The 12901-nt window shown below is 68.6% G+C and carries 11 protein-coding genes; 8 read left to right on the forward strand and 3 right to left on the reverse strand.

Annotated elements, in window-relative coordinates:
- A partial coding sequence (locus ELR45_RS39155) for a winged helix-turn-helix transcriptional regulator (RefSeq protein WP_205857305.1) occupies positions 1–197 on the reverse strand: 197 nt, incomplete at its 3' end.
- A 107-nt stretch (positions 198–304) separates the two neighbouring features.
- Here ELR45_RS39155 and ELR45_RS26265 point away from each other — a divergent pair.
- The 6 genes from ELR45_RS26265 to ELR45_RS26290 all read left to right on the forward strand — a co-directional run bounded on the left by ELR45_RS26265 (position 305) and on the right by ELR45_RS26290 (position 7107).
- Positions 305–1249 carry an alpha/beta fold hydrolase gene (locus tag ELR45_RS26265; RefSeq protein WP_129668969.1) on the forward strand — a complete coding sequence of 315 codons (945 nt, stop codon included), beginning with the start codon at positions 305–307 and terminating at the stop codon, positions 1247–1249.
- 85 nt (positions 1250–1334) lie between these two features.
- Positions 1335–2858, forward strand: a complete 1524-nt coding sequence (gene guaB, locus ELR45_RS26270) for an IMP dehydrogenase (RefSeq protein ID WP_129668970.1) — start codon at positions 1335–1337, stop codon at positions 2856–2858.
- A gap of 121 nt (positions 2859–2979) precedes the next feature.
- Positions 2980–4089 (forward strand): GuaB3 family IMP dehydrogenase-related protein, encoded by a 1110-nt coding sequence (locus tag ELR45_RS26275; RefSeq protein ID WP_129668971.1) that lies wholly within the window; start codon positions 2980–2982, stop codon positions 4087–4089.
- A 34-nt stretch (positions 4090–4123) separates the two neighbouring features.
- Positions 4124–4906 carry an enoyl-CoA hydratase/isomerase family protein gene (locus tag ELR45_RS26280; RefSeq protein WP_129668972.1) on the forward strand — a complete coding sequence of 261 codons (783 nt, stop codon included), beginning with the start codon at positions 4124–4126 and terminating at the stop codon, positions 4904–4906.
- A 104-nt stretch (positions 4907–5010) separates the two neighbouring features.
- Complete coding sequence (locus ELR45_RS26285) at positions 5011–5931, forward strand: hydroxymethylglutaryl-CoA lyase (RefSeq protein ID WP_129668973.1); 921 nt, start codon at positions 5011–5013, stop codon at positions 5929–5931.
- Positions 5932–6141: 210 nt separating this feature from the next.
- Complete coding sequence (locus ELR45_RS26290) at positions 6142–7107, forward strand: cation diffusion facilitator family transporter (protein WP_129669077.1); 966 nt, start codon at positions 6142–6144, stop codon at positions 7105–7107.
- Between the two features lie 11 nt (positions 7108–7118).
- Here ELR45_RS26290 and ELR45_RS26295 read toward each other — a convergent pair whose 3' ends face one another.
- Complete coding sequence (locus ELR45_RS26295; protein ID WP_205857306.1) at positions 7119–7688, reverse strand: GtrA family protein; 570 nt, start codon at positions 7686–7688, stop codon at positions 7119–7121.
- A gap of 300 nt (positions 7689–7988) precedes the next feature.
- On the opposite strand from ELR45_RS26295, the gene ELR45_RS26300 reads away from it, so the two are divergent.
- Together ELR45_RS26300 and purE are read left to right on the forward strand one after the other, a co-directional pair.
- Entirely contained in the window at positions 7989–9143 is a 1155-nt protein-coding gene (locus ELR45_RS26300) for a 5-(carboxyamino)imidazole ribonucleotide synthase (RefSeq protein WP_240760159.1), read from the forward strand.
- Positions 9136–9666 (forward strand): 5-(carboxyamino)imidazole ribonucleotide mutase, encoded by a 531-nt coding sequence (gene purE, locus ELR45_RS26305; protein ID WP_129668975.1) that lies wholly within the window; start codon positions 9136–9138, stop codon positions 9664–9666. Before ELR45_RS26300 ends, purE begins: the two co-directional genes overlap by 8 nt.
- An 18-nt stretch (positions 9667–9684) precedes the next feature.
- Here purE and ELR45_RS26310 read toward each other — a convergent pair.
- Positions 9685–12901 (reverse strand): helix-turn-helix transcriptional regulator (locus tag ELR45_RS26310; protein WP_165368114.1); only part of this gene is annotated, 3217 nt, incomplete at its 5' end.

Genomic DNA, 12901 nt, shown 5'->3' on the forward strand with positions numbered 1-12901 from the left:
ACGCCCACCCGCTCGAGGTCACGCAGCCGTTGCGCCAGCATGTTCGGCCCGGCACTGGGCAGGCTCACCTGCAGATCGCTGAAGCGCTTCGGGCCCAGCCTCAGCTCGCGGACGACGAGCAACGCCCACCGGTCGCCCACCATGTCAAGAGAATGGGCGATGAGGCACGCCTCTCCGTATGTGCGGCTGCTGGTCATGGCCACCTCGCGGACCGTCGTCAAACATCTTACTTAGAAAAGTGTAGCACGAACTTAGGAAAGTGTAGTAGCCTCGCCGCAACGAGACATGAGAGGCGGAAGACACCATGACGACGAACACCCCGAACCCAGCCGCACAGCCAGCCGGCCCGGTCAATGCGGCCAACCCGTCGCATCGGTCTGGCGAGCGCATCGTCGAGGCCAACGGCGTGAACCTGTGCGTGGAGACGTTCGGCGATCGGACCGATCCGGCCATCCTGCTGATCGCTGGTGCGGCCAGCTCCATGGACTGGTGGGAGGACGAGTTCTGTGAACGTCTCGCCTCCGGCGGGCGGTACGTGATCCGGTATGACCTGCGTGACACCGGCCGGTCGGTCAGCTACGAGGTGGCCGCCCCGCAGTACACGGGGCTGGACCTGGTGGCCGACGCAGTGGGATTGCTCGACGCTCTTGACCTGGCCCGCGCACACATCGTCGCGATCTCGATGGGTGCCGGCTTCGCGCAGCGCATCGCCTTGGACCACCCGGAGCGGGTTGCCTCGCTCACCCTGATGTCCACCAGCCCGGGCGGGCCTGGCGGGCCCGACAACCCGGACCTGCCGCCCATGGCCGATCACATCCAGGCGATGTTCGCTGAGACGGCGGCTGAACCGGATTGGTCGGACCGGGACGCTGTGATCGACTCCATGGTGGAGGAACTGCGCCCGTTCAACGGCACGCTCCCGTTCGACGAGCCCCGCATGCGCCGGATCGTCACCCGGATCTACGACCGGACAGCCAACATCGCTGCTAGCCAGACCAACCATTGGATCCTCGAGGGTGGCGAACCCATGCGCCCCCGGCTGGGCGAGATCACCGCACCCACCGTCGTCATGCACGGCACCGACGACCCGCTGTTTCCGATCGGCCACGGCGAAGCGCTGGCCCGCGAGATCCCGGGCGCCCGGTTCATTCCTCTGGAAGGAGTCGGCCACGAGTTCCCGCCACCCGTCGTGTGGGGCGTCGTCGTACCCGAGATCCTCGATCATCCGGAGGCGCACGGGGCCGGTTGATGTCCAGACGGGCCATAGGGGCTCGGCGCGGGACCGCATACCATGGGATTCACCGCCCCGCGTTCACCTATGAGGATCAACTTTCATGGAGCCCAGGCAGTACGAAGTACCCGACAAGTTCGCAACGATCGGTCTGACATTCGACGATGTCCTGCTACAGCCAGGCGAATCCGATGTCGTTCCGAGCGATGTCGATACGACCTCGCGGCTGACCCGGAACATCGACGTCCGGATCCCGCTGCTGTCCAGCGCCATGGATACAGTCACCGAATCGCGGATGGCGATCTCGATGGCGAGGCAGGGCGGCGTCGGCGTGCTGCACCGCAGCCTCTCCATCGACGAGCAGGCGCGCCACGTCGACCAGGTCAAGCGGTCCGAGTCGGGCATGGTGACCGACCCCGTGACGACGGGTCCGGACGTCACCCTCGCCGAGGTCGACGCACTGTGCGGGCACTACCGGGTGTCGGGCCTGCCAGTGGTCGACGACGACGGCGTGCTGCTCGGCATCGTCACCAACCGGGACCTGCGCTTCGTCCCCACCGACCAGCATGAGATCCGCCTGGTGCGCGAGACCATGACGCCCATGCCGCTGGTCACGGCTCCGGTAGGGACCAAGCCGGAGGACGCCATAGCGCTGCTCGCCAAACACAAGGTCGAGAAACTGCCCTTGGTGGACGAACACGACCGGCTCCGTGGCCTGATCACGGTCAAGGACTTCGTGAAGTCGGAACAGTTCCCGCTCGCCACCAAAGACGCCGAGGGCCGGCTGATCGCGGGTGCGGCCATCGGGTTCTTCGGCGATGCCTGGGAGCGGGCGATGGCGCTGGTGGACGCGGGCGTGGATGTCCTGGTCGTGGACACCGCCCACGGCCACACGAGCGCGCTGCTGGACATGGTGCGCCGGCTCAAAGCAGAGCCGGCCGCGGCCGGGGTCGAGGTCATCGGTGGCAACATCGCCACCCGGGATGGGGCACAGGCGCTGGTCGATGCGGGAGCCGACGGGATCAAGGTGGGGATCGGTCCCGGCTCGATCTGCACCACCCGTGTCGTGGCCGGCATCGGGGTTCCGCAGGTCACCGCCATCTACGAGGCCTCGCTCGCGGCAGGTCCGGCCGGAGTGCCGGTGATCGGCGACGGCGGACTGCAGTACTCCGGCGACATCGCCAAGGCGATCGCGGCAGGCGCCGACACGGTGATGCTCGGCTCGCTTCTGGCGGGCGTTGCCGAGAGCCCCGGCGAGCTGATCTTCATCAACGGCAAGCAGTACAAGTCGTACCGCGGCATGGCGTCGCTGGGCGCGTTCACCAAGCGCGGCGCGGCCGCGTCGGGGACTCGTGACCGCTACTTCCAGGCCGATGTCACCAGCGACGACAAACTCATCCCGGAGGGCGTCGAAGGGCAGGTCCCGTTCCGTGGACCGCTGGCCAGCGTCACCCACCAGCTCGTCGGGGGGTTGCGGCAGTCGATGTTCTACACCGGCTCCAGGACGATCCCGGACCTCAAAGAGCGGGGCCGGTTCGTCCGGATCACGCCGGCCGGACTCAAGGAGTCTCACCCGCACGACATCCAGATGACCGTCGAGGCGCCCAATTACGCCTCCCGCCGCTGACGTATACCGCCCGTCCGCCGCCGGGTGGTGTCGCCGGCGCCGAGGCCTACATGCGCTGGACGCACGTACCTGCGGCGTGTGCGATGTACGGCGATGCGGTGACGCCCGGTAGCCTGTTCTGGTGGCAGAAGTTGAGATCGGCCGAGGGAAGCGCGGCCGCGAAGCGTATGCATTCGACGACGTAGCGATCGTCCCGTCCCGTCGTACCCGGGACCCGGAAGAGGTCTCGACCCACTGGCAGATCGACGCGTACCGGTTCGACACGCCGCTGATCGCCGCACCGATGGACTCGGTGATGTCGCCGGCCACGGCCATCGCCCTGGGGCGTGCCGGCGGTCTCGGGGTGCTGGATCTGGAAGGTCTCTGGACGCGCTACGAGGACCCAGAGCCGCTGTTCGAGGAGATCTCCGGCCTCGAAGAGAGCAAGGCGCTCACCCGGCTTCAGGAGATCTACGACCAGCCGGTGCGGGAGGACTTGATCGCCCAGCGGCTGAATGAGATCCGCGATGCCGGCGTCACTGTGGCCGGGTCGCTCTCCCCTCAGCGGGTCAAGCGTCACTATCAGGCGGTGATCGACGGTGGCGTCGACCTCTTCGTCATCCGCGGTACGACGGTTTCGGCAGAACACGTCTCCGGGCAGGCGGAGCCGCTCAACCTCAAGCAGTTCATCTATGAGCTCGATGTGCCCGTCCTGGTCGGAGGGTGCGCCACGTACCAGGCCGCCCTGCATCTGATGCGCACCGGCGCCGCGGGTGTGCTGGTCGGTTTCGGCGGGGGCGCCGCGCACACGACACGCTCGGTGCTCGGTGTGACCGTCCCGATGGCCACCGCCGTCGCCGACGTCGCCGCCGCTCGGCGTGACTATCTCGACGAGTCCGGCGGCCGCTACGTCCACGTCGTCGCCGATGGTTCCATCCGGCATTCCGGAGACATCGCGAAAGCGATCGCCTGCGGCGCCGACGCCGTGATGGTCGGCTCGCCACTCGCCCGTGCGGGTGAGGCGCCCGGGAAGGGCTGGCACTGGGGGTCGGAGGCCCATCACCCGTCGCTCCCTCGCGGAGAGCGGATGTGGGTCGGCACCGTCGCTCCGCTCGAGCAGATCCTGCACGGTCCGTCATTCGTCGCCGACGGGGTGATGAACCTCGTAGGCGCATTGCAGCGGTCGATGTCGACCACGGGTTACACCGACCTCAAGGAGTTCCAGCGGGTTGAGGTCACCGTCCTGCGCTGAGGCTTGGGGCGCCGGACCTGGATAGAGTCGGCGGATGGAGACTGTCAAGGTACGGCGGATGGACCCATCCGGCGTGGTCGAGATCGTGCTGAACCGCGCCGATGCGCTCAACGCGATCTCGACCGAGCATGCCCGGGCGATCACAGCCGTCGGACGAGGGCTCGCCGAGGACAAGACGATGCGGGCCGTGATACTGACGTCGTCGTCGGAGCGGGCCTTCTGCGTGGGCGCCGACCTGAAGGAACGGCAGGCATTCACCGACGACGACCTCCGCAGACAGCGCCTGCTGACGCGGGAGACGTACCGCAGCATCCTCGACCTGCCGGTGCCGACCATCGCCGCTGTACACGGCTATGCGCTCGGTGGAGGCTTCGAGCTGGCCTTGTCCTGCGACCTGATCGTCGTCGATGACACCGCTGTGCTCGGCCTTCCGGAGGTCTCTGTCGGCCTCGTGCCCGGCGGCGGCGGAACGCAACTGCTGGCTCGCCGGATCGGGTGGGGCCGGGCGGCCGACCTGACCTTCACCGCTCGCCGGATCGATGGCGAAGAGGCCTACCGGATGGGTATCGCCGACCGCCTCGTGATGTCAGGTGAGGCGCGTGAGCGCGCTCTGGAGCTGGCACGAGGGATCGCCGGCAACTCGCCCGTGGGCGTGCGGAATGTGAAGCGGGCGATGCGGCTGGGAATGGACGGCTCGCTTGCCGCCGGTATGGAGATCGAGGACGCGGCGTGGCGGGCTACGGCGTTCAGCCCGGATAGAAAAGAGGGCATCGCCGCGTTCAATGAGAAGAGGGAACCCGACTGGCCGGGACTCTAGGGAACGACGCGGCAGGGACCCGGCGGGCCGACCGGCAGCCCACGGCGACGCGGCGACGCGGAGCGACGGACGAGCCGGACGCGACCAGAAGGGAAGGTGCGGTGATGAGTGACCTACCGAAGCGGGTGAGCTTGCGAGAGGTCGGTCCGAGAGACGGGTTGCAGAACGAGGACCCGATCCCGACGCCGGCGAAGATCGAGCTGATCGACGCGCTCTCGGCGACCGGGTTGCGCCGGATCGAGGCGGTCTCATTCGTGCACCCCAAGGCGATTCCGCAGATGGCCGACGCGGACGACGTGTGGGCCTCCGTACGCCGTGCCGACGACGTGCGCTACTCGGCTCTCGTGCCGAACCTGCGCGGCCTGGAGCGGGCGTTGGCGGCGGGGTTCAGCGAGCTCGAGGTGGTGATCTCCGCGTCCGACACGCACAACCGGGAGAACATCAACCGCCCGACCGCCGACTCGCTGGCCGACCTGCCGGAGCTGACCGCGAGGGCGCACGACGCCGGGGCGACCCTGCAGCTCATCGTCTCCACCGCCTGGGGCTGCCCCTACGAAGGCGAGGTGCCCGAGGAGCGGGTGGTGTGGGTGGCCGGCCAGGGCGCGGCCGCCGGCGTCGACTCCCTGGCCTACGGAGACACCACCGGCATGGCCACGCCTACCCGGGTGACGCGCCTGGTCGGCGAGACTCGGTCGGCGTGTCCGGACCTGCCGCTCGGACTGCATTTCCACAACACACGCGGCACCGGCCTGGCCAACGTCTACGCGGCGCTGCAACTGGGCGTGGACGACTTCGATGCCGCCGTCGCCGGGCTGGGCGGCTGCCCGTACGCTCCGGGTGCGTCGGGAAATATCGCCACCGAGGAGGTCGTCTCGATGCTCGAGGACATGGGCGTTCAGACCGGTGTCGACCTCGAGAGGCTGCTGAACGTTGCCGAGATGGCGGAGCGTTTCGTCGGGCATACCGCACCGTCGCAGGTGCTGCGCGCCGGCCCGCGCAGCAGGACCGTGTCACCGGCGTCGTGATGGGTGGATCGTCTGGATTGTCGCGGTGCTGACCCCCGTACCGTCGTCGTCAGATACGAGTTCAGGGCGCTATAACGCCCTGAACTCGTATCTGATCGTGAATCGCGCCTCGCCCGGCCGGGCTGCAGCCGTCGTCTCGCCTGCCATGGTGCAGGATGTGCGATGGAGGCGCATCCAGCGCCGATCACAGGGCTTGGCGAGAGGCGAGATATGGCGACCGAGGGCGGTACCAAGGCGGTCATGGCCGCGCTGTTGGCGAATCTGGGCATCGCCGTCACCAAGTTCGTCGCCTGGGCGCTGACCGGCGCGTCGTCGATGCTGGCCGAGGCGATCCACTCGGTCGCCGACTCAGGCAACCAGGTGTTGCTTCTTGTGGGCGGCAGGCGGGCCCGGCAGAAGGCGACGCCGGAGCACCCGTTCGGTTACGGACGAGTCCGGTATGTCTTCGCGTTCATCGTGTCGATCGTGCTGTTCAGTGTCGGCGGCCTGTTCGCGCTGTACGAGGCATTCCACAAGTACGAGGAGATCCGGGACGGTCATCCGAACGAGCTGCTGGAGAGCTCCTGGTGGTGGATACCCATCGTGGTGCTGACCGCGGCGATCGTCATGGAGTCGTTCTCGTTCCGCACGGCCATCCGTGAATCGGACAAGGTACGCGGCAGGCGGTCGTGGGTGCAGTTCGTGCGCCGTGCGAAGTCACCGGAGCTGCCGGTCATCCTCCTCGAGGACCTCGGTGCGCTGGTGGGGCTCGTTCTGGCCCTGGCAGGTGTCAGCCTGTCGCTGGTGACTGAGAACGCGTACTGGGATGTCGCGGGGACAGCGTCGATCGGCGTGCTGCTCGTCGTTATCGCGGTGATCCTGGCCATCGAGATGTCCAGTCTGCTGATCGGCGAAGGAGCCGTACAGGAGAAAGCGGACGCGATTGCACGGGCGATTGCGGAGAGCGACGGCGTCAGCCGGGTCATCCACATGCGCACGCTGTATACAGGGCCGGAAGAGCTGCTGGTGGCGGCTAAGATCGGTGTGTCGTCCACGCATACGGGGGATCGGATCGCCGCCGCGATCGACGACGCCGAGGCACGGATCCGTGTGGCTGTACCCGAAGCCGTCCACATCTATCTCGAACCGGACCTCGACCGAGCGACGGCCGGCCGACAGGCGCAGCCGGACCGTTAGGAACCGCGACTCTAGACGTTGGACGTCGTCAAGGGAGTCGACGTCGGCGGCTCCGGGTTAGAGCGCGTTGTCCGCGTATCCGAGGGAAAGATCCACGTACGGTATGACCAGTAGCGGAACAAGGTGCCGATAGCCAATCCGACGACATTCGCGGAGACGTTGTCCGCAAGCGGGCCGGACAGGTCGAGCACGTAGCGGGAGAACCACAGACACGATAGAGCGATGCCGAGTCCGATACCGTTGAACAGGAAGAACAACGGATATCCGCGCGAGTGTTTGATTCGTGTGCGGTGCCGGAAGGTCCAAGCGCGATGACCGATGTACGTCACGATGGTCGCTGCCGTGACAGAGATCGTCTTGGCTACCAGCGGTAGGTCATGCAGCGGCCCCTCGCCGCCGGCGAAGAGCAGTGCGTTGAAGAGCCCGATATCGACGATGTAGCCGACGCCGCCCACGGCCGCGAACTTCACGCCTTCGCGGACCAATCGGTGCAGTCTGTACCAGATACGCAACGCCTTCCGGAGCAGCGTCACATACCCAGGTCTTGACGCCTGGTGTTCGGCCGTGTGTGTATCGAGCACCCGCCAAGGGTAAGGCACATGCGCCCAATATCGACAGCGTTGCCGTCGAATCGGACATTTAGTACGTTCTCGTCGTGGTGCATAGGTTGGCTCACCGCTCGGGTTGATGGTCGCGTTCGCCTTCTCGCTTACTCCGCGGACGCCGCTCGTTCCTCGCGGGTCCACTCCGTTCGCTCGTCGCCTCACCGCTCGGGTTGTTGGTCGCGTTCGCCTTCTCGCTTGCTCCGCGGACGCCGCTCGTTCCTCGCGGGTCCACTCCGTTCGCTCGTCGCCTCACTGCTGCACGTACCCTTGGGACCTGTGAACGATGCGTACTGGCCGGTCGTGGGAATGGTTGGTGGTGGGCAGCTGGCGCGGATGACGCAGCCGGCCGCCGTGGCGCTGGGTGTACGGCTGGCGGTGTTGTCGGCCGGGCCCGACGAGTCCGCCGCGCAGGTCGTACGCGACCCCGTCGTCGCGGACGAGAAGACGTTGGACGATCTGATGTCGTTCGCCAAGGCCTGCGATGTCCTGACTTTCGACCACGAGCAGGTGCCGCCGGAACATCTCAAGGCGCTCGAATCGGCTGGTCTGACGGTCCGACCCGGATCACATGCGCTGCTGCACGCGCAGGACAAGGGCGTCATGCGGGCGAGGCTGACCGAGCTCGGTCTTCCCTGTCCGGCGCATCGTATCGTCGACGGACCGCAAGACGTGACGGTGTTCCTTGTCGAACACGGCGGCCAGGCGATACTCAAGACGACGAGAGGTGGCTACGACGGCAAGGGCGTCTGGGCCATCGACGCGGACAGCTCGGCGGAGACCGTGGCCGAACCGTTCCGGGCCGGCGTGCCGGTCTTGGCGGAGGAGAAGGTCGACTTCGCGCGGGAGCTTGCAGCCGTCGTCGCCCGGTCGCCACACGGCCAAGCCGTCGCCTATCCGGTCGTCGAGTCAGTCCAGCGCGACGGCATCTGTGTGGAGACCATAGCCCCGGCGCCCGCGCTGTCGTCGGAACGTGCCGTCGAGGCGCAGCGGGTCGCGCTGTCCATCGCGTCGGAGCTCGGCATCGTCGGTGTGCTGGCGGTCGAGATGTTCGAGACCAAGAACGGAAGGCTACTGGTCAACGAGCTGGCGATGCGGCCGCACAACTCCGGTCACTGGACCATCGACGGCGCCGTGACCAGCCAGTTCGAGAACCATCTGCGGGCGGTGCTGGATCTGCCGCTCGGCTTGCCGGACGCCCGGGCGCCGTACACGGTCATGGTGAACATCCTGGGCGGCGACCTGACCGACATCTATCCCGCGTACCGCCACGTCATGGCGCGCGACCCCGGCCTGAAGGTGCACTGGTACGGAAAGGGGGTCCGGCCAGGCCGCAAGGTCGGTCACGTCACCGCGTACGGCGACGATCTGGAGTCCCTGCGGGAGCGAGCATGGCATGCGGCGGACTACATCCGAGGGGACATCGATGAGTGACCTGGTGACGCGGCGAGGCGAAGGCGATCCGAGGGTCGGCATCGTGATGGGTTCCGACTCCGACTGGTCCGTGATGTCGGCCGTCGGCGAGGTGCTCGACGAACTCGGGGTCCCGCACGAGGTCGGTGTGGTGTCCGCGCATCGCATGCCCCAGGCGATGCTGGACTACGGAGCGGCCGCCGCGGACCGCGGGCTGCGCGTGCTGGTGGCCGGTGCCGGTGGGGCCGCGCACCTTCCGGGCATGCTGGCCTCAGTGACCTCGCTGCCGGTGATCGGCGTCCCGGTTCCCCTGAAGTACCTCGACGGCATGGATTCGCTGCTGTCGATCGTGCAGATGCCGGCCGGCGTGCCGGTCGCGACGGTGTCCGTGGGCGGGGCGCGGAATGCGGGACTATTGGCGGCGCGGATACTCGGTGCCGCCGACGACGGGCTCCGCTCCCGCCTGGACGTGTTCCGTGCCGATCTGGAGAAGACGGCACGCGCCAAGGGAGACGCCCTGCGCCGGCAGCTCGACGGAGGGTGAGTCCCGAGCCGAGCCAGGTCAGTCCTTCGTCATCTGGGCGGCGGCGAGGGTGGCCAGCTCGGTCCGGTTCGCGACGCCGAGCTTGGCGTACACGTGGGACAGGTGGGTCTTGACGGTGCTGCGACTCATGAAGAGCCGTGCGCCGATCTCCGGGTTGTTCCGGCCCTCGACCACCTGGCGGACGACGTCGCGCTCGGTCGGGGTGAGGCTGGCCCAGCCCGACGACGGCCGTCCGCGCGCGCCCCGGGTGCGGCGGGCATAACCGACGGCGTCGTCCAGGTCTGAGCCGGCACCGGTCGACCATGCGTCGGCGAAGCCGTTCTCGCCCAGCGTGGAACGCAGCGTTGCGAGCACGGCGTCGTGCGCGGCCTGTCCGGCCGGATGCCTCGGGTACCCGAGGGCGTGCCGGGCGGCGTCACCGGCGGCGGCCAGATGCACCGCGTCGGTGCCGCGACCGAACCGAGCGGCCAGAGCGGCGAGCGCATCCAGGCTGTCCGGATAAGACAAGCGCAGCTCGTGTTCGACCCGGACGGACAGGGCGTCGTGGTGGAGTTTCGCTGCTTGGTCCGGGTCGTCGTCGGTGCACAGGCGCGCCTGCTCGTCGAGCGCATCGGCCACAGCGCGCGGCATCCCGAGCTTCCGGGCCAGGCCGACGGCACAGCCGGCGACCTCCGCGGCCTCGTCGTCCCGGCCGAGCCGGCGCAACGCGGAGGCCAGCCCGGGCCTGGCCAGTGCGGCGATGTACGTCTCCGCGCCCCGGTCGGTGGACCAAGCCTCCCGCCCGAGCCAGGACACGGCGTCGTCGAGGTCGCCGCGCCACAGGTGCAGGAGGCCGAGCGCCCGGGCCAGGCCAGGCACGAAGATCTGGTTCTCAGCACCCTGGAGCAGCCTCAGCGTCGGCTCCAGTACGGCCAGGCCGGCGTCCGTGTCACCCCGGAGGCCGTGGATCGTCGCCAGCACGCTGCGGGCGGCACCCACTCGGTGGTAGTCCTGCAGCGGCTCGGCCACCCTTACCGACTCTTCGGCCACGTGCAGCGCCATGTCCAGGCGGCCCGTGATAGCGGTGCCTATCGCCTGGAACCCCATGGCGGTCGCCGCGACCCCGCGGTGCCGGGGGATGAGCCGGCCGGCGGCGGCCTCCAGCATGGGACCGGCCTCATCATGCCGGTCCCGCAGGTGCAGGATGATGCCTTCCAGACCCTGCTGAGCACCCGACACGAACGCATCGCGGGCGACCTCCGCGGAACGCTTGGCCTTCTCGTTCAAGCTGAGCGCGGCATCGAAGTCGGTGAAGAACTGCCCGACGGCTGCCAGGGCCAGGCACAGGCAGCGCAGCCGCTCGTCGCCGTGGGCGTCGGCGATCTCCAGCGCTCGCTCCGCGGCGTCGTACTCGAGATCCAGCGGGCTCGCTGTGTCGGCGACCAGAGCAAGCCCAGCCAGGAGGCGCGCCTGTAGCAGCGAGCGGTCGTCCGGCTGCCGCTCGATCGCCCGGAAGAGGAACTCGATGCCCTCCAGCCCGTGGGCACCGAGGTGCCAGGACCAGGACAACCCAGCCGCCAGCCGCCGCCCCGGGGTGGGATCGTCGGCTCGTAGCCCCCAATCGAGCGCCGCACGCAGGTTCTCCTGCTCGGCCTCCATCTCGGCTCGCCACACGTCAGCGTCCTGCTCGAGTCTTGGCTCGGCCGCCTCGACGGTGGCGAGATAGTGCTCGAGATGGCGGTCGCGAGCCGCATCCGCCTCGCCGGCCTCGCGGAGCCGGTCGGCCGCATACGCGCGCAGCGTCTCCAGCAGGCGGAAGCGGGACTCGCCGGCACGCTCGGTCGCGACGACCATCGACTTGTCCACCAGCCGGCCGAGTATCTCGAGCACCTCGGGGCGGCTGACCGGGTCTCCGGCGCCCACGTCCTGAGCTGCGGCCAGCGTGAACGCTCCGACGAACACGGCCAGCCGCCGGAACAACACCCGTTCGGCCTCATCGAGCAGATCATGGCTCCAGTCGATGGAAGCCGCGAGAGTCTGCTGCCGGGCGTCGGCCGTCCGCTCCCCTCTGACCAGCAACGCGAACCGGTCATCGAGTCCGGCCTCGATCTGCTGCGGGCTGAGCGTCCGCAGCCAAGAGGCGGCCAGCTCCAGCGCCAGCGGCATGCCGTCGAGACGAGCACACATGGTGCGCACCGTGGCGTCGCTGGACGGTTCGAGCGTGAACCCGGGCCGGACGGTATTGGCGCGCTCCAGAAACAAGTTTACGGCGTCGTCCTCATCGAGCGATGGGACCTGCCAGACCGTCTCGCCCGCGACGCCGAGCGGTTCCCGGGCTGTGGCCAACACCGAGGCTTCTGGACACGAGCGGAGCAGTGTGGCTGCGACCTCGGCCGCGCCGTCCAGGACATGCTCGCAGTTGTCGAGGCACACCAGCATGCGGCGGTCGCGCAGTTGCAGCGCTATCGAGTGCAGTGCGCCTTGGACCGGCTCGACGAGTACCCCGAGCGCCGTGGCTACCGCGTCGGGCACCTGAGCCGGGTCGGTGACCGTGGCGAGCTCGACCCACCACACCCCGCCGGACCAACGCTGGGCTTGCTCGGCGGCTACCTGCGCGGCCAACCGGGTCTTGCCGGCGCCACCCACCCCGGTCAGGGTCACCAGGCGCTTCCCGGCCAGCAGCTGCTTGACGGTCGCGCGCTCGCCATTGCGGCCGACGAAGCTGGTGAGGTGGACGGGCAGGTTGTTCGGTATGCGGTCGAGCGACCGTACGGGCAGGGACCCGGCGACGTCGTCGGACTCGTGACGTAGCTCGAAGACGCGAGCCGGTGAGGAGAGGTCGGGCAGCCGATGCGTCCCCAGATCGAGCATTGAGACCCCGGCCAGCGCCGCATCGCCGAGCGTGGCCGCCGTCCGGGCGGACAGCAGGATCTGACCACCGTTAGCGATCTCGAAAAGGCCGTGGCACAGGCGCAGATCGGGGCCGGTGTAGCGGCCGTCGTCGTCCAGGCGGGCTTCTCCGGTGTGCAGGGCGACGCGCGGCGGGCGAGCGGTGGAGGAAGACACCCGGCTCGACGACGACGCTGCGTGCGTCTCCCGCGCGGCGTCCACCGCCTTGGCCACCGCCTCGGCCACGGACTGGAATGCCCTGACGGTCGGCCCGCCGGTCCGTTCGGCGCTCGACGAGCCGGCGTCGGCGACCAGGAACGTGACGGTCCCGGGCAGTAGCCCTGCCGCGGCCCGGGCCGGGGGTGGG

It is taken from the genome of Phytoactinopolyspora endophytica (genome assembly GCF_004138495.1).
Taxonomy (GTDB): domain Bacteria; phylum Actinomycetota; class Actinomycetes; order Jiangellales; family Jiangellaceae; genus Phytoactinopolyspora; species Phytoactinopolyspora endophytica.